This window comes from Microbulbifer taiwanensis (assembly GCF_014904815.1).
Lineage (GTDB): Bacteria > Pseudomonadota > Gammaproteobacteria > Pseudomonadales > Cellvibrionaceae > Microbulbifer > Microbulbifer taiwanensis.
In genome coordinates this window covers 1-21,125 of the sequence record NZ_JACZFR010000006.1, presented here as the reverse complement: position 1 = coordinate 21,125, position 21,125 = coordinate 1, and the positions used below count along the sequence as shown (strand labels likewise).

20 protein-coding genes are annotated in these 21,125 nt (G+C 63.4%); 6 read left to right on the top strand and 14 right to left on the bottom strand.

All coding sequences use genetic code 11. The features are described 5' to 3' along the window. Positions 1-114: 114 nt before the first annotated feature. From IG627_RS00960 to IG627_RS00940, 5 genes are all read right to left on the bottom strand, one after another. A complete protein-coding gene (locus IG627_RS00960) occupies positions 115-735 on the bottom strand; it encodes a YqiA/YcfP family alpha/beta fold hydrolase (protein ID WP_193189275.1) in 621 nt (206 codons plus the stop codon). Positions 736-868: 133 nt separating this feature from the next. Then, entirely contained in the window at positions 869-1,543 is a 675-nt protein-coding gene (locus IG627_RS00955; protein ID WP_193189274.1) for a hypothetical protein, read from the bottom strand. A 137-nt stretch (positions 1,544-1,680) separates the two neighbouring features. After that, positions 1,681-2,493 carry a 3',5'-cyclic-AMP phosphodiesterase gene (cpdA, locus tag IG627_RS00950; protein WP_319024457.1) on the bottom strand — a complete coding sequence of 271 codons (813 nt, stop codon included), beginning with the start codon at positions 2,491-2,493 and terminating at the stop codon, positions 1,681-1,683. A gap of 41 nt (positions 2,494-2,534) precedes the next feature. Further along, complete coding sequence (locus IG627_RS00945; RefSeq protein ID WP_193189273.1) at positions 2,535-3,068, bottom strand: DUF1249 domain-containing protein; 534 nt, start codon at positions 3,066-3,068, stop codon at positions 2,535-2,537. 87 nt (positions 3,069-3,155) lie between these two features. Then, positions 3,156-3,845, bottom strand: coding sequence for an NUDIX domain-containing protein (locus IG627_RS00940; RefSeq protein ID WP_193189272.1), 690 nt, complete (start codon positions 3,843-3,845; stop codon positions 3,156-3,158). Positions 3,846-4,096: 251 nt separating this feature from the next. On the opposite strand from IG627_RS00940, the gene IG627_RS00935 reads away from it, so the two are divergent. Then, complete coding sequence (locus tag IG627_RS00935) at positions 4,097-5,152, top strand: glycosyltransferase family protein (protein WP_193189271.1); 1,056 nt, start codon at positions 4,097-4,099, stop codon at positions 5,150-5,152. 34 nt (positions 5,153-5,186) lie between these two features. Continuing rightward, the gene (locus IG627_RS00930; protein WP_193189270.1) at positions 5,187-6,245 is read left to right on the top strand and encodes a glycosyltransferase; all 1,059 of its coding nucleotides are present in this window, start codon (positions 5,187-5,189) and stop codon (positions 6,243-6,245) included. 86 nt (positions 6,246-6,331) lie between these two features. Here the strand turns inward: IG627_RS00930 and IG627_RS00925 are convergent, their stop codons facing one another. The 6 genes from IG627_RS00925 to IG627_RS00900 form a co-directional block, all read right to left on the bottom strand. Next, positions 6,332-6,868 carry a DUF4136 domain-containing protein gene (locus IG627_RS00925; RefSeq protein ID WP_193189269.1) on the bottom strand — a complete coding sequence of 179 codons (537 nt, stop codon included), beginning with the start codon at positions 6,866-6,868 and terminating at the stop codon, positions 6,332-6,334. 204 nt (positions 6,869-7,072) lie between these two features. Beyond that, a complete protein-coding gene (locus IG627_RS00920) occupies positions 7,073-7,618 on the bottom strand; it encodes a DUF4136 domain-containing protein (protein ID WP_193189268.1) in 546 nt (181 codons plus the stop codon). Between the two features lie 35 nt (positions 7,619-7,653). Continuing rightward, positions 7,654-10,020 (bottom strand): PqiB family protein, encoded by a 2,367-nt coding sequence (locus IG627_RS00915; RefSeq protein ID WP_193189267.1) that lies wholly within the window; start codon positions 10,018-10,020, stop codon positions 7,654-7,656. After that, the gene (locus IG627_RS00910) at positions 10,013-10,681 is read right to left on the bottom strand and encodes a paraquat-inducible protein A (RefSeq protein ID WP_193189266.1); all 669 of its coding nucleotides are present in this window, start codon (positions 10,679-10,681) and stop codon (positions 10,013-10,015) included. Before IG627_RS00910 ends, IG627_RS00915 begins: the two co-directional genes overlap by 8 nt. Beyond that, positions 10,678-11,346: a paraquat-inducible protein A gene (locus IG627_RS00905; RefSeq protein WP_193189265.1), complete on the bottom strand. Its 669-nt coding sequence runs from the start codon at positions 11,344-11,346 to the stop codon at positions 10,678-10,680. The genes IG627_RS00910 and IG627_RS00905 overlap by 4 nt, the downstream gene beginning before the upstream one ends. Continuing rightward, positions 11,327-11,551 carry a hypothetical protein gene (locus IG627_RS00900; protein ID WP_193189264.1) on the bottom strand — a complete coding sequence of 75 codons (225 nt, stop codon included), beginning with the start codon at positions 11,549-11,551 and terminating at the stop codon, positions 11,327-11,329. Before IG627_RS00900 ends, IG627_RS00905 begins: the two co-directional genes overlap by 20 nt. 291 nt (positions 11,552-11,842) lie before the next feature. Between IG627_RS00900 and IG627_RS00895 the strand changes: the two genes are divergently transcribed. Beyond that, positions 11,843-13,252: a TolC family outer membrane protein gene (locus IG627_RS00895; protein ID WP_226864579.1), complete on the top strand. Its 1,410-nt coding sequence runs from the start codon at positions 11,843-11,845 to the stop codon at positions 13,250-13,252. A gap of 38 nt (positions 13,253-13,290) precedes the next feature. On the opposite strand, the gene waaA is transcribed toward IG627_RS00895, so the two are convergent. Then, the gene (gene waaA / locus IG627_RS00890; RefSeq protein WP_193189262.1) at positions 13,291-14,580 is read right to left on the bottom strand and encodes a lipid IV(A) 3-deoxy-D-manno-octulosonic acid transferase; all 1,290 of its coding nucleotides are present in this window, start codon (positions 14,578-14,580) and stop codon (positions 13,291-13,293) included. A 181-nt stretch (positions 14,581-14,761) separates the two neighbouring features. On the opposite strand from waaA, the gene IG627_RS00885 reads away from it, so the two are divergent. Further along, entirely contained in the window at positions 14,762-15,880 is a 1,119-nt protein-coding gene (locus tag IG627_RS00885; RefSeq protein ID WP_319024472.1) for a glycosyltransferase family 4 protein, read from the top strand. Further along, positions 15,873-16,538, top strand: a complete 666-nt coding sequence (locus IG627_RS00880) for a YrbL family protein (protein WP_193189260.1) — start codon at positions 15,873-15,875, stop codon at positions 16,536-16,538. The genes IG627_RS00885 and IG627_RS00880 overlap by 8 nt, the downstream gene beginning before the upstream one ends. A 319-nt stretch (positions 16,539-16,857) precedes the next feature. On the opposite strand, the gene IG627_RS00875 is transcribed toward IG627_RS00880, so the two are convergent. Beyond that, positions 16,858-17,754, bottom strand: coding sequence for an ELM1/GtrOC1 family putative glycosyltransferase (locus IG627_RS00875; RefSeq protein ID WP_226864578.1), 897 nt, complete (start codon positions 17,752-17,754; stop codon positions 16,858-16,860). Between the two features lie 282 nt (positions 17,755-18,036). Between IG627_RS00875 and IG627_RS00870 the strand changes: the two genes are divergently transcribed. Further along, complete coding sequence (locus tag IG627_RS00870) at positions 18,037-19,380, top strand: UDP-glucose dehydrogenase family protein (protein WP_193189259.1); 1,344 nt, start codon at positions 18,037-18,039, stop codon at positions 19,378-19,380. Between the two features lie 56 nt (positions 19,381-19,436). On the opposite strand, the gene IG627_RS00865 is transcribed toward IG627_RS00870, so the two are convergent. Continuing rightward, positions 19,437-20,831 carry an O-antigen ligase family protein gene (locus IG627_RS00865; protein ID WP_193189258.1) on the bottom strand — a complete coding sequence of 465 codons (1,395 nt, stop codon included), beginning with the start codon at positions 20,829-20,831 and terminating at the stop codon, positions 19,437-19,439. Positions 20,832-21,125: the final 294 nt, after the last annotated feature.

Below are 21,125 nucleotides of genomic sequence, written 5' to 3'. Positions count from 1 at the left end.
CTGCGTTCTTAACCCTGTAGGAGCGGCGAGGCGGCCATCCGCCGGTGGCCGCGATCGGACCTTGCAGCCCGAGTCATTGATCGCGGCCATGGGCGGATGGCCGCCCCGCCGCTCCTACAGACTAAATAAAAATTCGACGATGGGTTCGCAGTAGCGCGCGAACCCCTGGAAACCGTGGTCGCCGCCGTCCTCGATGGTCTGGCGCTGGCCGCGGTAGAAATCCTCCGCCTCGCGGCAGTCGAGGGTTTCGTCGCCGCGCTGGGCCAGCAGCCAGTAGCGGCCGCGCAGCGGCTGCTGCAGTTCGGATTCCAGACGGCGCATGGTATCAACGTCTGCCCCGGTAAGGCGATACTCCCGGGACTCGCCGCTGTAGGGCTTCAGGACCTGCCCCAGGTAGCCCGGCATAAAGCGCGCCGGATGTACCGCGGGGTTTACCAGCACCGCCGGCAATCGGTAGCGCTCCGCCAGGTAGCTGGACCAGAAGCCGCCCATGGAGCTGCCCACCAGGCCTATGGGGCCGCAGCCCCCGCCCTCGAGGAAATTCTCCACCAGGGCAACGAGAGACTGTCGGGCGATCTCCGGATAGGGGGAAACCTGGGGTGCGCAGAAGACAATGCGCGGGTGATCCGCGACGAGGCGCTCGCGCATCAGCTGGCACTTGAAAGACTGCGGCGAGGAGAGGAAGCCGTGCAGGTAGATCAGCAGCGGCCGGTTTTGTTGTTCTGCTTGCGACATGGGCGGGGATTATAGCGCCCATGGCTGTTGAAGTGGTGAGTGGTTGGTTGCGGGTGATCAGTGGCGGGCCTGCGGCCCGGGCCCTCTCCCGCAAGCGGGAGAGGGGGGCGATTCTTTCAAGCTCCGAAAAATATCAGCGCAGGGACCTGTCCAGGCTGGAGAAGGCGCGGCGCAGATCGACGCGCATATCCGCCCAGAAGGTGACGCTGGTAAAGCGCTCGAAGCGGCCGGGGCCACTCAGGGTGCCGAAGGTATCGCCGAAATCGCGGCGGTCGCGGAAACGCATCACCGCATTGCCGTTGCGGTCGTAGAGTGTGCCGACCAGCACGCCGTAAGCGCTCTGCTCCGTGTACACGCGCCACAGCCAGCCAGAGGGCTCCAGCGGGGCGGCCAGGGAGAAGTTTTCCAATGACAGCTTCATCGTGTAGTCGGCATTTGCCGGGCTCGCCGCCAGCTGGCTTCCGCGCGGGGCGAGGAATTTTTCACTGAAGGTCTGCGCCATCACCTCATCCAGCTTCTGCCGGTCTTTCTGGTCCAGCTCGTAGTCCCGCGCGCGCAGGGTGGCCGGAGCGGAAAAGCGCTTTGTATAGTCGATCTGCACTGGCGCCACATAGACGGAGGCGCCGCTCAGGTCGAAGGCGAAAACTGCGGACACCTGATCCAGCCCGCTCTTGCGCGGCTGCAGGCCAGCGGCAGACGTATCGGCGCCGGCCGCGGCGGACAGGGCGTTGCCCTGCGGAGACGGCTGCTGGGCACAGGCGGCCAGAAACAGGGAAACCAGGACAAATGGCAGGGAAAAATTACGCATATCGACACAACTTCCTGTAACCGAATGGAAGCTCCATTGTAAGGCGGGAAGTCAGGAAAGACAGGTCAAGAAGGGTAAATGCGCCGGGCGGCCGGATTTCCCCGACCAGTGGTTCACGAATGCGAGATCGCGGAAGCTCAGTAGCCCGCCGAGGCCAGGTCGACACTGTACTCCGACACAGTGACCCGCTGCACACCGGTGGTATAGCTGCCGTCGTCACTGAGTTCGAACCAGCGGTAGCCCGGCATCTCGTCGTCCACAGCGAAAGGGCCGCTGCCGGGAGTGAATTGCACCGAGGTGGACGGTGTCGCGTGCAGGCCAAGGTGAGCCAGCTGGCTGTCGAACTGCTGGTGCACATGGCCCCACACCAGGGCCTTTACATTCTGCGCCTCGCCGACCATCTGCAGGAAGCGCTCACTGCCCTGACGCAGCATGTGGCCGTCGATCCAGTCGCTGCCCACCGGCACCGGCTGGTGGTGCATCAGGATCATTACCGGGTGTTCGCGGCACTCCTGCAACAGCTGCTGCAATCGCTGTAGCTGCACATCGCTGAGGCCGCCGCAGATCTGGTTTTCCAGGCTGGTATCCAGCAATAACAGCCGCCAGTTGCCCAGTGCAACCACTTCCACGCTGCGACTCGGCGCCAGCCGCTGCATACGCGCGGCGTCATCGTGGTTGCCGGGCAGCCAGTACCAGGGCGTGCGCACCGGCTGCATTTTCTGCAGGAACCGGCGGTAGGCGGCTTCCGAACCGTTGGCAGTGATATCGCCGGTGGCGACCAGCAGCTCTGCACCGGGCTGCTCGCGCCCAATAGCGCGCAGCACCTGATCCAGGGTGTGCCCCGTGTCCAGGCCCAGCAACTGGTAGTCCGGCCGGCCGCCAATATGGGGGTCGGTAAACTGAACCAGGCGATGTACGGACCCGATTGACTCTTTGCGCTCGCGACTCACTTGCTCACCTTGTATACACATCCGTGTGCGGGTCGGCGAATCTAGAATCGCCGGCCGTCCAACACTAATTCAAACTCCGCGCGGCCACTTGCGAGGCAGTGTCCCAGCCACTCGCCGAGAAAGCGGTTGGCCTGCTGCCGTTCGTCCGCGCGCTGCATGCGCGGGTTGGGGTAGGCATTATTCACTCCATCGCCCCCCACGGGCCCGCGCCCGTCCACTGCAACCACCTCCGCCATGCGCGCATCGTGGTAGAGGCGCACGGTAATCTGCGGCGGGGCCAGCCAGCGGCGCTCGCTGTCATTGGCCTCCGCGCTCAGCTGCACTTCCGTCGTGTACCTGGAGCGCTCCATGACCGAAAGCTCCAGGGCCCCGTGGGGCATCTGGTAGCGCCAGCGCTCCCGGCTGGCCAGTTCCGGTAGCAGCTTGCACAGGCGCAGGTAATTGGCATCGCAGTCGGCATGGTAGGTCGGCAGATCGACGCGATATGCCGGCCCTTGCCTGTCTTTTCGCGACAGATTCGCGTCTCTACGCGCCTCCTGCCCGGTACCTGCCCCGGATTCTGTCAGTAGGGCCATTATCGGCACTCCAATTCTATTGTCGCCGTGATTCAGATCTCAGTTTGTGCGCCTCGCGGGCAAATGAGTGAAATCCTCGGTGACCGGTTAGCCCGCGGCCGTTTCCGCGGTCAGTTTTTCCCGGTTCAGCTGCAGCCACTGCATGCAGATGACCGTGGCCGCGTTGTCGATCGGGCAGCCCTCGGGACCGCTCCCGGCCGGACCGCTCCCGGCCGGACCCTCCTGTTCCATCGAATCCACGACCGCCTGCCGCGGGAATACCCGCAGGCGGATATCCTCGTTCTCGTGCTCGAGGCCGAAGTGTCCCTCCGCATCGCTCAGGTCCACCAGCGCACAGTAGAGATGCAGGCGCTCCGAGCTGCCGCCGGGACTGGGCATATAGCTGCGGACAAAGTGCAGCTGCTCCACCTCCTGACCGGCCTCCTCGAGCACCTCGCGCCTGGCGACATCCTCTAGGGACTCGCCTGCCTCCACCATACCCGCGACCACTTCCAGGCACCAGGGGCCGCCGGGGCGCTCCAGGGCACCGACGCGGAACTGCTCTGTGAGCCCCACCAGGTCATTGTGGGGATCGTAGAGCAGCACTCCCACCGCCGGGTCGCGCACGAACAGCTCGCGCTCGAATTCGCCGCTCCAGCCACCGCGAAACAACCGGTGGCGCAGCCGCAGGCGCAGCATGGTGAAAAACCCCTGGAAAACCGGCGTGCGGGAAATGATATCCACCGCACCGCGGGTAAACTCGGGGGACAGATCGTTTTCTGTATCTCTCTTCTTCATTATCGCATCTCATTGAACTGGCGGCGCGGCGACGTCGCTGTCATGGGGCTATATCGCCGCCGGGCAGCTGCTATACTCTGCGCCCACTGAAACAGCCCTGAGCGTTGGTATAAGCAGCCCTGAGCGCTGCTAGAAACGACCCTGAGCGCTGCTAAAAACGGCCCTGAGCACTCGCTGGTACAGCTTTGACTCAACGGCCACACAAACCACCCTATTCCATTTTTTCCCTGTATGTATAGAGAAGGCACCTTATGAGAGTGCTCAATATTGCCTACCAGCAACTGCGCCGCTACGGCAAGACCCGGGTCAGCTGGGCGCAGAAGCTGACTTTTGGCCTGATCAAGAACGACCACTATACCCAGGTCTTCAGCGACCGCGATGTGGCCGCCTTCGAGGCGCCGCTGGGTATCCGCGACCTGGGCGTAAAGAAGGCCAACCGGCGCCTGCTGGAAACCGTCGAGGCCTTCGAGCCCGACCTGGTCATCGCCGGGCACTGCGACATGATCGGCAACGACACCCTGCAGGTGATCAAGCGGCAACTGCCGAACTGCACCATTGCCCACTGCAACAACGACCCGCTGTTCGTGCCCAGCAACGTGGAGCGTATCAAGTACCGCGCGGAAGTGGTCGACGCAATCTTTGTCTCCACCGGCCGGCGCGAGCTGAAGATATTCGAGGGCGGCGGCTCGAGGGGAAAGGGTGCGCGCGTCTACCATATGCCCAATCCGGTGGACCCCTCGATCGAGAACCTGGACAACGCCCGGCGCACCGACCTGCCCATCGATCTGCTGTTTTGCAGCAACAGCAACAATTTCACCAAGCGCCTGCAGATGGTCAAGAACCTGAAAGACGCACTCGGCGAAGAACTGAACTTCAAGACCTACGGCAGTTTCGGCGAGGCGCCGGTGTGGGGGCGCGACTACGACCGCGCCCTGGCGCAGACCAAGATGGGCCTGAATTTCAATCGCCAGGACACCCACTACTGGTACTCGTCCGCGCGCATGGCACAGCTGGCCGGTAACGGCATCCTGCAATTCACCAGTGACAAGCTGCACTTCGACCAACTGCTGCCGCCGGAGAGCGCCGTCTACTTCAGTGACGAACAGGACCTGCTGGCGAAGATCCGCGAATTCCACAACGACGACGCCAAGCGCCAGGACTGGGCCGCACGCGCGCGGGATTTTTTCCAGTCGGAAATGAATTCGAAACTCTACGCGCAGTACATTGTCGAGGCCTCGACCCTGCAGCCCTTCAGCCACGACTATGTGTGGGCGCGCGATATCAATCTGGACGGCACGCTCAAGTAGCGCCGCCGGACAATAAACACAGATACGATCGACTATGAACGACAAGCCAATTCGAGTGGCCCAGGTCCTGGCCGGGGCGGAGCACGGCGGAGCGGAAAACTTCTTCGTGCGCCTGGTCAGCGGCCTCAACGAGCGGCCGCAAATTGATGAGAAGGCGTTTATCCGCAATCACGATCACCGGGTCCAGTCGCTGCGCAACAACGGCGTGGAAACCGAGGGATTCAAGTTCGGCGGCAAGCTGGATTTTCTCGGCCGCAAGGCTTACCGCAAGTCCCTCAGCAGCTGGCGGCCGGATATCGTGATGACCTGGATGGGACGCGCCAGTATCATCACCCCCCACTCCGACGACTACCTGCTGGTGAACCGCCTGGGGCACTACTACAACCTGAAATACTACAACCACGCGGATTACTGGGTCGGGATCAGCAAGGGTATCTGCCAGCACATGATTGACGGCGGTTTTCCCAGGGAGCGCATCTTCCACATCCCCAATTTCGCCGACGAGACACCGGTGGAACCGCTGCCCAGAAACAGCTTCGACACACCGGAAGACAGGCCGCTGATACTGGCCGCCGGCCGCCTGCACGAGAACAAGGCCTTCGACGTACTGCTGCACTCCCTGGTGCAGATTCCCGACGCAATGCTGTGGCTCGCCGGCACAGGCCCCGAGGAGAAAAACCTCAAGGCCCTGTGCAACAAGCTGGGCCTGGACGAGCGGGTGCGCTTCCTCGGCTGGCGCAATGATGTGACGTCGCTGATGCGGACCGCCGATCTATTCGTGTGCCCATCGCGCCACGAGGGGCTGGGCTCCATCGTCATGGAGTCCTGGGCGCACCGCTGCCCGATAGTGGCGACCAACTCCCAGGGGCCCGGTGAGGCCATTACCGACGGCCTCAGCGGACTGATCACCCCCATCGACGACGCCGATGCGCTGGCGCAGGCGATCAAATCAGTGCTGGACAACCCGGAACTGCGCCAGAGCCTGATCGAGGGCGCGGCAGAGGTGTACGCGAAGGGCTATTCGCGACAGCATATCGTCGATGCCTATATCGAGCTGTATCAGCAGCTGATGGCGAAAAGGCGCGAACTCTAGATCATCCCGCAGTTAAGGATGCGACCTGTAGGAGCGGTGGGGCGGCCATCCGCCGCTCCTACATGGGTTTGTCCGCGAGAAAGAGCTTAATTGGGCGGAAAGCGGCTCAGTAACAACCCCATTTCCTCCCGCAATCTCTGTTGCTTTTGCACAGGATCGTCCAGGCGGGTAACAGCAGAGCGCAGGCTGCCAGTCCACAGGGGCGAATTGTCCGTCGACATCACATCCATCACCAGGGTGCTCTCCCGGTATTGCCGCACCTGCAGCGGTGCGCGCCAGCCGAACCCCCAGTAGCGGTAGCCGCCGTAGAGATCCAGGTGGTCCTCGTAGACAGCGACCTTATCCACTGAATTCAGTTGCACGCGCACCAGGAAGTCCGCGCTCTCGGGACTGTCGGCCGACATATAGCGCCGGCGCAGCATATCGTCCGCCGCCCGCTTCACACGCTTGATTTCCAGCGGCGATACGGGCCCCGTGGCCAGGGGATCGAGCAGGTAGTAGCTGTGCAGGCTGGAAAAATCCGCCTGGGAATCGTAGTCCACCGCAACCGGCGGCGCGGACACACAGCCCGCCAGAATCAACACGATCAGGGCCGTAACGCCGGCCCGTAAAATGGCACTCATGCCTCTCACTCCCAATACTGAATGGCTGAAGATCCGGCATCCGTACCGAAGAAGTTTTCCTTATTGGGCAACTCTATAAATTGCAACCGTAGGGTGCGCCGTGCGCACCGAAAGACTCTAAACCTGCGCCAGGCTTGGGTTGGTGCGCACGGCGCACCCTACAGCGAGAAGCAGGCTTACGAGATTAGAGATACATTATCGTTTTCAGTAAGCCGCCGGCAGATCCTTCAATAGCTCCCGCACCGCCGCGCCGATAATGCGCTGGCGCTCCTGGGCGCTCTCCGGGCGGGTCAGCAGCTTGGTGGCGCTGCCGCCCCAGATGGGCGCACCGCCGGCGCGACCGATTCCCAGGCTCACGGTGACGCGCGGTGCACCGGTGCGCGACGGCAACTCCACCACATCCTGGGGGGCGTTGGCATCGAACTGGGCATCCCAACTGGGATTGCTCGGGTCGCCGGAGAAATGCTCCTCCACCACCGCCACCTGGTAGTCCACCAGCATGTCCGCGCGCGCCGCCTCCGTCACTTCGCGGTAGCCCCGCGCGCGCAGCTCGGCGGTCACCGCCGCGCGCATCTCTTCATCCAGCTCCACCAGCTGCGCCGAGGCCTCCGGCACATCGCTCAGTGCCGCCTCGCCCCAGGCATAGGTGGAAAACGCCACCGGAGCAGCACCCTGCTGGACGCGCTGCACATCCATGTCCTGGCAGCCGGCGAGCAGCAGCCCGAACAGGCCCATCAGAATTGATCGCATAGTTACTCCCTTACTTCTCTCGTTGTATTTCGACCCTACTTGGCCGGCTCGGCACTGCAAATCTCTATTTTAGGACTCCAGCTGTACCACTCCGGTTCGGCCTCGGGATAGAGCGGGAAATGGCTGCCCGATTCCACCTCGAAACCCATCTGCGGCGGCTCCGGTGTCGCAAAGGTGAGACCACCGGCGAGCAGCGCCTGGGTGGACTCGGTATTGATCTTGAGGCCGGTCTTGAGGCCGAAATTCACTTCCACGCCGCTGGCGTTCCAGAACACCGTGTGTTCGCGCACCAGGGGACGATAGCACGGCTGGATATGTACATAGATGTAAACCCGGTCCGCCAGTTCCCCCAGCGCGAAGCCGGTTACCTCGCCCACCTGCACCTGGCGGTAGTAGACGGGACTGCCCGCGACCAGGGAACCGCGCCGCGCCGCGTCGAGAATCACCGTCAGCCCGGGGCGGCTCATGGTGTCCGCCAGGTCTTCTTTTGGCGGCTCCGCCAGGGCGACGAACTCGGTCTTCTCCGCACCGGTGCCCGGCTCCAGCGCCAGGTAGCGGCCCGTGATCAGGGTATCCAGGTTGGCCACCTTGCTGATGCCCAGTTGTGGCGACACCACCCAGATACGCGTGCCCTCGCGGGCGAAGTGCTCGCCGCGGTGGTAGAGCTTGGCGCGGGCGCGCACCGAGGTCAGGTCCCGCTCCAGGCGCAGGCGGGTGATCTCGCCCACCTGGATACCCCGGTAGCGCAGCGGCGAGCCCTCCTTGAGGCCCTCGGCATCCGGTAGCGATATCTGTATCTGCACTCCCTCCTCCAGCGCCGCCTCGCGACTGCTGTAGAGCGGGAAGCGCTCCCCACTGCGTGCCGGCGCGGCGTTTTCCCGCGCGCGCGCGGGGCTGCCGAAGGCAATACCGCCGCGCACCAGCGACAGCAGCGAGTCGGCCTCCACCTCTATGCCGCTCAGGCTGGCCGTGGCGCGCAGGCCGCTGACATTCCAGAAACGGGATTCCCTGTTGACCAGGTGCGCGTAGCGCGGCTCTATCACCACATAGACCTCGACGCCGTCACCCCCCTCGCGCAGCTCCATTCCCTGCACTGTGCCCACTTCGATGCGCCGGTAATAGACCGAGGCGCCTCGCTGCAGGGAGCCGGGATTGCGCGCCGTCAGGCGCAGGTGCAGGCCGGGCACACGGGGGTCCATCGGCGGCGCCGAGGCGCGCGCGTCGAAGGTGCGCTGGGAGCGCTGGCCGCGGCGCAGGTCCACCTCGATACGGTTGCCCTTGAGCAGGTCGTCGAGGCCGCTGGTGAAATCCAGGGTCGGCGGCGCCAGCCAGAAACGGGTATTCTCGCTGAGCAGGTCGTCGGTGATCGGGTCCATCAGCACACGCACTTCCATGCCGTCCATCTGGCGGCTGGCCTTGGCGCCGCTCACTTCGCCCACCTGGATCCCCTGGTAGTAGACCCTGGTGGTGCCGGCGGTGACATTGATGCCGCGGTCGAAATTGAGGGTCACCGGAATGCCGGCATCGGCGGCGGCAAAACTCTTGAACAGTTTGTATTCGGTACCGTTGACCGCCAGTGGCGACTGGCGCTGCGCCTCGGGAGTGTGAAAGCTGACACCGCCGGCCACCAGCGCGGCGAGGGATTCCATGTTGACCGTGATGCCGCCGATGCCGCCCTCGACGGAGAGCCCGGAACTGTTCCAGAAGCGACTGCCGCGGTGCACCAGGTGAGCGTACTCGCGGCGGATAAACAGGTTTATCTCTACCCGGCCGGCATCCTCACTGAGGCTGAAATCCTCCACCTGGCCGACCCGCAGCTGGCGGTAGTAGACCGGCGAACCGCGGTTCAGCGAGCCGAGCCTGGGCGCCTTCAATACCACGCGCAGGCCATCGCCGCGCACAAAGGCCGGCGGCCTGTCCAGGGCCGTGAACTTGCGCTTGCGTTCGCCGCTGCCGGGTTCGACGGCGATATAGTTGCCCGACACCAGTGTCTCCAGGCCGCGCACCCCGGTAATCGTGAACTCCGGTTTGACCACCCAGAAGTCGGTGCCCTCCACCAGCAGGTGCTCGGCGCTGCGGTTGAAGTCCACCTCCGCCAGCACGCCATCCTCGCCATTCAGGCCCTCGGCCTGGGGCACCAGGCGAAAATCCCGCACCACACCGATATCGACGCCGGAGTACTTCACCACCGTCTTGCCCTTGACCAGGCCGTCGCCGGAGCGGAACAGGATGGTGGCCTTGATATCGCCCTGGGTAAAATCCCGGTACAGCAGCCACACGGCGATCAGCGCGGCAATCAGCGGCAGAATCCACACCAGCGGCAGGCCGCGACTGGTCCTTACCAGTCCCTGCTGGGGTCCGCTTTCGCCGGATCCCTCTCCCTGGGGCAAGCCTTCAGCCATTCCCGGCGACTCCCTTGTTCTCGCTTTCGGCTTCCACTTCCAGATTCTCGTCGTAGATATCCCAGATCAGGCGCGGATCGAAGCTGCGCGCTGCCATCATGGTGACCACCACCACGGTGGCAAAGGCGGTGCTGCCGGGACCGGCCTCGACCTGGGCTATGGCCCCCATATCCACCAGCGCCACCAGAATGGAAATCATGAACAGGTCCAGCAGCGACCAGCGACCGATACCGGAAACCACCCGATAGAGCCTCATCGCCTGCAGCGGAATCAGCGGCAGGCGCAGCTGGATCTGCACCAGCAGCAGTGCCAGCCCCACGAGCTTCATTACCGGAACCGCAATGCTGGCGACGAAGACAATCAGCGCTATGCCCCAGAGGCCGGCGTTATACAGCTGCATCACGCCGCTGATTATGGTGCTGGGCTCACCGGAGCCCAGGTAGATGACCGTCATGATTGGCAGGATATTGGCGGGTAATAACAACAGTGCGCCGGTGATGGTCAGGGCCCAGGTCAGCATCAGGCTGCCGTCGATACGCCCGTGTACCCTGGCACCGCAGCGCGGGCAGATGCAGCGGCCGGACGCCGGCAGTGTCACCAGCTTGTGACAGCAGAGACAGGCGGTGAGTCCCTGCTGCAGTGCCTTGTGCGGGCGTCTCACGTCGAACCCCCAGGGGCCGCAGCCGCAATGCGAAGCGCTCGCCGATGGGCAATACGCTCCCAGATCGCCTCGGGATCGAAACTGAGTGTGGTCAGGTTGGCGATCAACATCATGGCCACAAAACAATAGAGGCCCGGCTCTATCTCCATCTTGCCCAGGTCGCTCATTTTCACCAGCGCCACCAGTATCCCGAGCATATATACGTCCAGCATGCCCCACTCTTTCAGGTGCTGATACCAGCGCACCGAGGCCGCAACAGGGCGATCGAGAAAAGCCCAGTTGCTGCCCCAGCAAACAAAAGCCAGTAACAGGAATTTCCACAGTGGCGCCAGTACGCTGCAGAAAAGCACCAGTGACGACAGCCAGTAATAACCGGCGTCGAACAGGGACATGACGCCGTTCAACAGGGTGTTTTCCGCACCGAAGGCGAATAGGGAAAATTGCAGCAGCGGCAACGATGCCGCGGGAATAAACAGCAACAATCCGGTAAGGCTCAGGGCCGCGGTATAACGGATACCGTGTTTTGCCTTGCGGTGCAGGGTGGCATTGCAGCGCGGGCACACCAGTTTCTGACCGGTCGGTGCCACTGCTTTCGCCAGCAGCAGGTCGCACTCGTGACAGGCGCGCTGCCAGGGTGTCGCTGCCTCATTTCGCCCGTCTTGCATACGCCGGGAAATCCTTGCCTTTTTCTGCACGATGATTGCCGCATCCAAACAGGTTGCGAGCGCGTCTATTGAAATATTGCGTCGCGGCCATATCCACAGCCGCAGCGTAATTGCCGGACGTTCGCCAGTAACCGCACATTCGCGTCGGTTTAACGAAGATATACCAAAAAGCCGCAAGCGTCGCCTCGACGGCCATGCGGCCCACGGGTACACTCTCGCGACTGCTTTTGGGGAGACTGGCAGCATTTCTCACTTTGAGAGTTCAGGGGGCCAATAAGTTCTCCAGATCGACTGGGACATACCCCGAACGGCAAAGCTGAAGCTTTAAGACCGCACCCGCCACAGGAAGTTGAAACAGATGAAAAGAAGTGATTGCTCAGAATCGCGAGGCAGACAATTGCGCCCGCTGAAAACTTATTTTACAGCCGCGCTGAGGGCTCCTATTGCCACCGCGCTGAAGGCTCCACTGGCCGCCGCCTTACTGGGACTCGGTGCCATGCAGGCCCAGGCCGACACCCTGTGGGAGATCTACCTGCAGGCACTGGACAACGACCAGCAGCTGGCCGCCGACCGCGCCGCTTACCACGCGGGCCTGGAGGCGAAGAACCTGGGCCGCTCTGCGCTGCTGCCACAGATCAATGCCAGCGCAGAGGTCAACAGAACCAAAACCGATTTTGACACTATCGGCACCCAGTTCGACGATCTCTTCGGTCTGGTCGATACCAGGACCGTAGGGGACAGCGATGTAGACGGCCGTATCTACAGTGCCAGACTGGACCAGGCCATTTTTGATATGCCCGCCTGGTTTGGCTACAAACAGGGCAAAAAGGTCAGCGAACAGGCCGCGGCGGAATTCAGCGCCAACCAGCAGGAAATGATGCTGCGCGTGGCCACCGCCTATTTCGATGTGCTGCGCGCTCACGATGTGCTGGAAGCCGCCATCGCCGAGGAGGAGGCACTGGCCAAGCAGCTGGAGCAGACCCAGCAGCGCTTTGAGGTGGGCCTGACCGCGATCACCGATGTCTACGACTCCCAGGCCGCCTACGACAGCGCCGTTGCGCGCCGCCTGACTGCCCAGGACAACCTGCTGAGCAATTTCGACGCCCTGTCGGTTCTCACCGGCACGCATCACGACAATGTCGCGCCTCTGGTCCAGAGCTTTAAAGTGGCACCGCCGGAGCCGGTAGAGCGCGCCGCCTGGGTGGACTTCGCCCTGGCCAACAATTTCGATCTCAAGGCCGCGCGCCTGGCCGCCGATGGTGCCCGCTACGGTGCCCGCGCCGCCGCCAGTGAGCACCTGCCGACCCTGACAGGTTCGGTGACTTACCGAAACCTCGAGGAAGACGGGGATACAAGCTCGACTCTGACTTTCCCCACGCTGGGTAGAGAAGAACGCTCATCCCAACCTGTGGACACCAGTAGAGAAACCACGATAGCGGCCATTACACTAGAGATGCCCATTTACACCGGCGGCCGTCTCAGTGCCAGCCGCCGCGAGGCGCGCAACCAGGCCTTCCAGGCCGAGGACCTGAGCAATCTGGCCGAGCGCGACACGGTGCAAAACACCCGCACACTGCACCGCGCCGTGGTAACCGATGTATCCCGGGTTCGGGCCCGCGAACAGGCGGTGATTTCCGCCAGGAGCGCCCTGGACGCGACCCGCGCCGGTTACGAGGTGGGCACACGCAATATCGTCGACGTGTTGCTGGCCCAGCGCACCCTGTTCCAGAACCAGACCGACTATGCCAATGCCCTCTACGACTACATCCTCAACACCCTGAGCCTGAAGCGGGTGGCGGGTCTACTGGCACCGGACGACCTGCAGCAACTGGAGGTCAAGCTGAATCCTGCGGTGCCGGTGACTCGGGTCGCAGAGGCCAGCGCCACTGCGGCACCGGTCAAGTAAGCGGTCACTGGTCGGCGGCTACGGCCGCCGGCCATCCATCACCGACCAGCTGCCACACCTTCTATTTCATCCAGCAACCGCTGCAGCGCACCGCTGTTCTCCTCCGCGACCTCCCGGCCGCGCGCGCCGGCGCTGTGCCGCTCGCCGTCACTGTTCAGCCAGCCCTCCAGCTCGTCCGCCAGCTGTTCGGCATCCTCCACCACGGCCATAGCGCCCGCCCGTGACAGCAATTCCGCCACGGTGGCAAAATTGTGCAGGTGCGGACCGCAGGCCACCGGTATCCCCCAGGCGGCCGGCTCGATCATATTGTGCCCGCCGACCGGCACCAGGCTGCCGCCGACAAAAGCCACATCGCAGGCGCCATAGAATTTCAACAGCTCGCCCATGGTGTCGCCGAGCAGTATCTGGTGTTCCGGTTGCGGCAGGCCGCCGCTGCTGCGACGCAGCAGCTTGAAGCCGCGCTCGCGGCACAGGCGTGCGACGCTGTCGAAGCGCTGCGGGTGGCGCGGCACCAGTACCAGCAACAGACCGGGAAATTCCGCCCGCAGCTGCGCCAGCGCATCCAGGACTATTTCCTCCTCCCCCGAGTGGGTGCTGGCCGCCAGCCACACCTTCCGCCCGCTGCGGCCGCGCCACTGGTGCGCCACCGCCTGGGCCTCGCTTTCCAGGCCCGGGTCGATACTCAGGTCGAACTTGATATTGCCGCTGGCCGTTACCCGCTCCGGCGGCAGCCCCAGCGCCACGAAGCGCTCGGCGTCGGCGGGATACTGGGCCACAACGCGACTCAGGTTACCGAGCATGGCCTTCGTCAATCGGGGGAAGCGCCCATAGCCCCGCGCGGATTTTTCACTGAGGCGCGCGTTGGCCAGCAGCGTGGGAATGCTTCGCCTTGCGCAGATAGAGAGAAGGTTGGGCCAAAGTTCGGTTTCGATAATCACCAGCCTGTCCGGGCGCAGCGCATCGAGAAATGGCCCCAGGCACTCGGGCAGGTCGTAGGGCAGGTAGTAGTGCAGCAGCCGCCCGCCGAGCAGGGGCTTCAATGCCGCCCGCACCCGCTCGGAACCGGTGGGCGTAGTGGTGGTGACCAGCCACTGCCAGTCCGGGTGGCGCGCTGCCAGCTGCTCTATCACCGGCACCGCCGCCAGCGTCTCCCCCACCGATACCGAGTGTACCCAGGTCAGGGGCGCACGACTGGCCCGCGCCGGCACCCGCCCCATGCGCTCGCGCAACCGCTGGCGGTATTCCGGCTGCACCCGGCCGCGCCACCAGAGACGCAACAGGACCAGGGGAAGAGCGGCTCGAAATAACCAGGTGTAGAGAGTGCGCATCGACGACTTTGCAGGTAACCAAATAAAAACGGGTTGACGGGAATTGCGGTGCCGTCGCCTGTACGGGATATGGCTCCGCTGCCTATAATGGGCGCCCTGTCCGGCCGCCCCAATCCGGGCCCATCATATCATCGACGGGAAACTTTCCTCTTCTGATATCGGAGTTGAACCTTTGAAGGTAGTGCAACTGCTGCCCGCCTTGAATTCGGGCGGCGTTGAACGCGGCACCGTGGATTTCGCCCGCGCCCTGGTGGAGGCCGGGCACGAGTCCATCGTTGTCTCCAGCGGCGGCCGCATGGTCGAGCAGCTGCAGCGCGAGGGCTCGCGCCATATCACCCTGCCGATCCACAGAAAGTCCCTCGCCAGCCTGTGGCAGGTGCGCCCGCTGCGCAGGCTCTTCACCGAACTGAACGCGGATATAGTGCATGTGCGCTCGCGGGTACCGGCCTGGCTGAGCTACCTGGCCTGGAAAAAAATGCCCGCAACCAACCGCCCCAGGCTGGTCAGTACCGCCCACGGCCTCTACTCGATCAATCGCTACAGCGCCATCATGGCGAAGAGCGAGCAGGTGATTGCCATCTCCGAATGCGTGCGCGACTACCTGCTGCAGAATTACCCCGGGGATTTGCGCAGGCCGCCGCAGGTTGTCTACCGCGGTGTGGATACGCGGGAGTTTTATCCCGAACTGCAACTGCCGCAGGACTGGCTGGAAAAGAACTGCACGGAATTTCCGCAGTTGCGCGACAAGCGCTGGCTGTTGCTGCCCGGGCGCCTGACGCGCTGGAAGGGACAGGAGGATTTTATCGACCTAGTGGCGCGCCTCGCACAGAATTATTCAGATATCCACGGTGTAATCCTCGGCGGCAGCGAACCGAACAAGGCGCACTACGAAGAAGAACTGAAGCAGCGGGTGCGCGATCTCGGTATCGCGGACCGCGTCACCTTTGTCGGCCACCGCGCCGATATTCGCTACTGGTACAAACAATCGGCGATGGTGTTCAACCTGTCCCAGCGCCCCGAACCCTTCGGTCGCACAGTCATCGAGGCTGCAGCCATAGGCACGCCGATTGTCGGCTACGATATCGGCGGCCCGGCGGAATCCCTGCGCGCCTGCTTTCCCCGGGGGCTGGTGGACAAGTCCGATGCGGAGGCTCTCTACCGGACGGTCAGTGCGCTGCTCGACGGCCCCGCAGCAAAATCTGTGCTCACAGCGGAATTTACCCTGCGGACCCAGGCGCAGCGCACCATCGAGATATACCAGTCGCTGCTGGCACAGCAGGGAGCGGACACCCGTGATTGACCTGAGCAACAGCGAGCCCTTCGCCAGCGGCGGCAACCGCTTCTGCTACTGCCACCCACAGGATCCACAGCTGTGCGTGAAAGTGATGCGCCCGGGACGCACGGCAGAGTTGCTGGGGCGCGCGCCCTGGTACAAGCGCTGGCGCGGCGAGGACTATTTCGACGATAACCTGCGCGAGCTGGAGGGCTATTCACAACGCGCCCTGCAGCGCGACGACGAATCCCTGTGGCGACACCTGCCGCGCTGGTACGGGATACAGGAAACGAGCCTCGGACCGGGCGCAGTCACCGATCTGATCCTGGACGATTCCGGCGCGGCGGCGCCGACGCTGCGTCACTACCTGAACCAGCACGGCCTGGACAATAAGGTGCGCGCGGCACTGCAACGCTTTGCCGACTGGCTTTTGCAAAACAGGGTACTGACCAAGAACCTGATCGCACACAACCTGGTGCTGCGCGAGGAGCAGGGCCAGCTCGTGATCTACCTGATCGACGGCCTCGGCAGTGCCGCCTTCCTGCCGCTACCGGAAATTTCCGATTTTTTTGCCGGGCGCTATATCCAGCGCCGTATAGAGCGCATGTGGCTGCGGGTGGATTGGGAAATTTCCGACAAAAAGATTCCGTGGCGCAAGTTTGAAGCGCGCGGCCTGAGGCGCTAGTGGGCCATGCTGGAAGTTCGGTAACAAAGGAGCACAGCCAAAGCGTTCAGATCAAGGCGAGAAAGCGCAGGAATAGCAGCGTTATTTCAAGCTTTCTCAACGCAGAGCTGGGCGCTTTGGCGACGCGAACTGTTACACAACTTTCCGCATGGCCCACTAGCCCGGATAATGCATCGCGGGCCGCGATGATCGCGCCGAGATCTGTGCGCTCAGTGTATTTTTGCGGCGTACATGCATGCTTATTGCACGTATCAGCCGCGAAAATGCGCTGAGCGTGCAGAGATCAAGCGAGGGCGGGGCCCGCGGTGCAATATCCGGGCTAACGCACCGGCAGCCCGCAGCGGTGCAACAGCGCCCGCGCGCAGACCAGATACTGATTGAGCGGCTCGCGGACCGACTCAAAGGGCGCAGCCACATCCTCTACCCGGTCGGTGACCAACCCCTGATCCACCAGCCGCTGCACCGCGGCGCGCACCTTGTTCGCCCGCCCGCGGCTCGGCGTGCGGATAACCCCTACCCGCGCGCGGCTCTGCAGCGATTCGAACACCATCGAGATACTGTCCTCGCTGACCCAGATCTGCTCCGCCGCGGCCATCTGTTCCTGCACCCAGCCCGGCGGGCAGTCGCGCCAGTCGGCGACCCGCACCCCGGCAGTGGAAAACCGGCCGAGTGTACCCGCCGGTGTGCGCCGGCTGTCGGACAGCTGCCACTGGAGCGGCGCCTGCAGCAGCCGCAGTACCTGGTGTTGCACCGACTGGGCATCCCAATCGAAGTGCTTGCTGGGCCCACCCAGCAGAATCAGGCCGCGCCCGGGCTGCATCCTGTCCTGCGGCAGCGGCTCGGTGAGCGCGCCCTGGCTGAGAATGATATTGGCCAGGGGGGGCGGGCGGTCATGCTCCGGCACTATGGCGATATCGAACCAGCGGAACGGCAGCAGCGGCAGGTTGATCGCCACCGCGCGACCGCCGAAGCGCCTGCGCGCCGCCAGCATCGGCCAGCGACTGCGGCGACCGGTGCCGATCAGGAAATCCGGCCGCGGCAGTTCGCGCAGCTGCGGTGGGTCGCCAAACAGCAGCTCGCGTATGGAGGTCGAACAGGGAATATCGAAGCAGTCGAGGCTGCCGGGAAAGCTGCTGCGCAGGCCGGCCACCAGTGCCGCGCTCTGCTTTTCGTGGGCGCGGTTGCCGTCGAGGAAGCGCCAGACGGTCAATTGCAAGGAAATAGCCTCTAACTATCGGGAAGGCCCGGAAGCATAGCCCAGCTTGGCACTTATGTTGAAGCCCCGGGGGGGCACAGTATAATGCCGACTGCCGCGCGAGTAGGAACAGCTGCGCCACGAACACCCAGCTCCTCCACCCCAGCCCCGTCTATGCATAGTCCCCGTTCAGGAAATTTCACACTTCTCGGGTACAATTCCGGCGGCCTGGTGGCCCGGCGACTCGGTGTTCACAGCGGACAACGCATTATTCACTCCATCGACTGGAATTGAGACACGCGAATGAATGTAACTGTATTTGGCACCGGCTATGTGGGCCTGGTTCAGGCGGCGGTACTGGCCGAAGCCGGCCATAAAGTCTTCTGTATCGATATCGATGAGGGAAAGATCGAGGGGCTGAAGAAGGGCCTGGTGCCCATTTACGAACCTGGCCTGACGCAGCTGGTGGAGCGCAATATCGCCACCAGCAATCTGCAATTCACCACCGATGCCAGGACCGGTGTCGAGCACGGCGAGATCATCTTTATCGCCGTGGGCACACCGCCGGACGAGGACGGCTCTGCGGACCTGCGCCACGTGCTGGCCGTGGCCAGGACCATCGCCGAGCATATGGGCGAGCCGAAGGTAGTGGTCAACAAGTCCACGGTACCTGTCGGTACCGCCGACAAGGTGCGCGAGGCCATCAAAAGTGCGCTGGATAAGCGCGGCCTGCAGGATCTGCCGTTCAATGTGGTTTCCAATCCGGAATTCCTCAAGGAGGGCTCCGCCGTCGCCGACTGCACGCGCCCGGACCGCATCATCATCGGCACCGACAGCAGGGAGGCCGAGGAGGCACTGCGCCAGCTGTACGCGCCCTTCAACCGCAACCACGAAAAGATCATGGCCATGGACGTGCGCAGTGCGGAACTGGCCAAGTACGCGGCCAACTGCATGCTGGCGACCAAGATCAGCTTTATGAACGAGATGGCGGAGATCGCAGACAGTGTCGGCGCGGATATCGAGCAGGTGCGCCAGGGCATAGGCTCGGACCCGCGCATCGGCTACCAGTTTATCTACGCCGGTATCGGCTACGGCGGTTCCTGTTTCCCCAAGGACGTCAAAGCGCTGATCACCACCGCCAGCAAGCTGGGCCTGGCAGCGGATATCCTCAATTCCGTGGAGCAGCGCAACCACCGGCAGAAACACTACCTACTGGACAAGATAGAGGCGCACTTCGGCGACGACCTGTCCGGCAAGACCTTCGCCCTGTGGGGCCTGGCCTTCAAACCCAACACCGACGATATGCGCGAGGCGCCGAGCCGCGTGCTGATGGAGCAATTGTGGGAGCGCGGTGCCAAGGTACAGGCGTTCGACCCGCAGGCGATGGAGGAGTGCCAGCGTATCTACGGCGTGCGCGGCGACCTGCAGCTGTGCGGCACCAAGGAGAGTGCCCTGGCCGGCGCCGACGCCCTGATCATCGCCACCGAGTGGCAGCAGTTCAAGGCCATCGACATCAAGGCGGTCACCGGCGGGCTGAAGAAGCCTGTGATTTTCGACGGCCGCAACCTCTACGATCCAAAGCAACTGGCCCGCGACGGCATCGAGTATCACTGTGTCGGTCGCCCGTCGAGGCAGGCTGCGCAGTAACCGAGACTGCCAGGTAACGAGTCAGGTAACGAAGAGGGGCGCCGCGGCGCCCCTTTTTAATGTTTAGTTTTCTGTTTTCCAATTCCGCGGGCAGGAAAACCGGCCCGCAAAATGTGGGTCGCCACCCCGGCGCACACCAGCCCGAATACATAGCTGCCGCTGGCAAAAAACAGATAGGACTCGAAGCAGTTGGTCACCAGCCAGTAGAGGATAAAGCAGAGGAAGAACAGCAGCAGGTCCCCGGGCAGTTCGCCCCGCCGCCAGGTCCTGACGGCCGCCCGCAGCAGCCAGATGAGCAGCGCCAGAAACAGCAGGCTTCCCAGCAGACCATTGTTCACCTGCAGATCCAGGTAGCTGTTATGCAGATGCCCGATGGTATCTTTCAGGTGCCGGGGCATGGACTCGGAGTGCTCTATCACCAGGCTGCGGCCCTTGCCTCCCCAGCCCAACAGTGGGCGCTCCTGTATCCAGGACAGCGCCTCCATCCAGGAGTGCACGCGGATACCGGTACTGGTGTAGGGGGCCGCCTCGATATTCCCCGCCAGCACCAGGTTGATGGTGTCGCTCTCGTAGCCCAGCCGCTCGGCAACGATATCGCCAAACCTTGCCCCCAGGGCGCCCAGCAGCGCAATACACAGGGCTGTCGCAGCCAGCAGGCGCGGCCAGCTGTTGGATCCGTATTTGAGAAATGCGGCGCGCAGGCCCACTCCACAGAGAAACAGCGCCGCCACAAGCAGCCCCAGCCACACGGCGCGGGTCTGGGAGTAGAGTACCGCCAGCATGCAGATAGCGACGGCCGCCAGCCACAGCAGCCCGGCCACGGCCACGGCAGGGGAGGAAAAGCCTTTCGCGGTACGGATCAGTCGCGGCGCCAGCACCAGCAGCCCGATCAGTGCGGTGCCAAACAGCATGGCGGTGTGCTGGGCGTTGTGCAGCCCGAAATCGATGCGCTGGCCGTCGGCGCCCAGCGCCCACTCGGCGAAGCCGCCGCCGACTACCCAGGGGGCCAGCAGCAGCGATACCAGTGCCAGCAGCCATAGCATCAGTGTGTTGCGGGTACTGCCACCGAGCCAGCAGGCGATGGCGGCAAAGGCGAACCAGTGTCCCAGGCGATGCATCTTGGGGGAGGATTCGGCCCACTGCGGATGTTCGAGTAGCACGCCGGCCCAGGACAGTATCTGCACCAGGATGGAGGCGGCAAACAGCCAGGCCACCGGGGCGCGGAGCAGTTGGCGGCCGTGGCGAAGCACCCCCCAGCCGGTGACCAGTACCAGCAGTATTTCCAGGGGGCCGGCCCAGTCTTCCGCCAGCGGCCATATAAATGCACTGAGCAGAATAACCAGGCAGCCAAACAGCTGTAGGGAAGGGGAGATGTCCAGCAGGCGGTTGCGCTGCCAGAGGGGGCGCCCGACGAGGAACGGCCTTTCCGAAATACTACCTGGAGAATGCAAATCCCGCTCCCGTCAATCGCTGTCGCGCCGGCCTTGTCGGCCCCTGGTCGAATCAGCGTGAGACACCACAACAGTACGAAAGCTTGTCGTACCAGAGAGTTGCCCCGCGCCCGTATTTATTGCCACTGTGCGGCTGCAGGCAGTCCCGCTCGTCTTTCCGACGCTCCTCCCTGAGACCAGCACCGACACACATCGCCAGCAGATTTCCAGGCGCGGCGTAAAGGACTGGCGTAAAAAAACAGGCACCCCTCGGAGGGCGGTTAATCGGGCATCGGGGGGGGGGGAATCCACTCG

Excerpts from the sequence above, each read along its gene's own strand:
- IG627_RS00960 (WP_193189275.1), bottom strand. The coding sequence starts at position 735 with ATGTCGCAAGCAGAACAACAAAACCGGCCGCTGCTGATCTACCTGCAC.
- IG627_RS00955 (WP_193189274.1), bottom strand. The coding sequence starts at position 1,543 with ATGCGTAATTTTTCCCTGCCATTTGTCCTGGTTTCCCTGTTTCTGGCC.
- IG627_RS00945 (WP_193189273.1), bottom strand. The coding sequence starts at position 3,068 with ATGGCCCTACTGACAGAATCCGGGGCAGGTACCGGGCAGGAGGCGCGT.
- IG627_RS00940 (WP_193189272.1), bottom strand. The coding sequence starts at position 3,845 with ATGAAGAAGAGAGATACAGAAAACGATCTGTCCCCCGAGTTTACCCGC.
- IG627_RS00935 (WP_193189271.1), top strand. The coding sequence starts at position 4,097 with ATGAGAGTGCTCAATATTGCCTACCAGCAACTGCGCCGCTACGGCAAG.
- IG627_RS00930 (WP_193189270.1), top strand. The coding sequence starts at position 5,187 with ATGAACGACAAGCCAATTCGAGTGGCCCAGGTCCTGGCCGGGGCGGAG.
- IG627_RS00925 (WP_193189269.1), bottom strand. The coding sequence starts at position 6,868 with ATGAGTGCCATTTTACGGGCCGGCGTTACGGCCCTGATCGTGTTGATT.
- IG627_RS00920 (WP_193189268.1), bottom strand. The coding sequence starts at position 7,618 with ATGCGATCAATTCTGATGGGCCTGTTCGGGCTGCTGCTCGCCGGCTGC.
- IG627_RS00915 (WP_193189267.1), bottom strand. The coding sequence starts at position 10,020 with ATGGCTGAAGGCTTGCCCCAGGGAGAGGGATCCGGCGAAAGCGGACCC.
- IG627_RS00905 (WP_193189265.1), bottom strand. The coding sequence starts at position 11,346 with ATGCAAGACGGGCGAAATGAGGCAGCGACACCCTGGCAGCGCGCCTGT.
- IG627_RS00895 (WP_226864579.1), top strand. The coding sequence starts at position 11,843 with ATGCAGGCCCAGGCCGACACCCTGTGGGAGATCTACCTGCAGGCACTG.
- waaA (WP_193189262.1), bottom strand. The coding sequence starts at position 14,580 with ATGCGCACTCTCTACACCTGGTTATTTCGAGCCGCTCTTCCCCTGGTC.
- IG627_RS00870 (WP_193189259.1), top strand. The coding sequence starts at position 18,037 with ATGAATGTAACTGTATTTGGCACCGGCTATGTGGGCCTGGTTCAGGCG.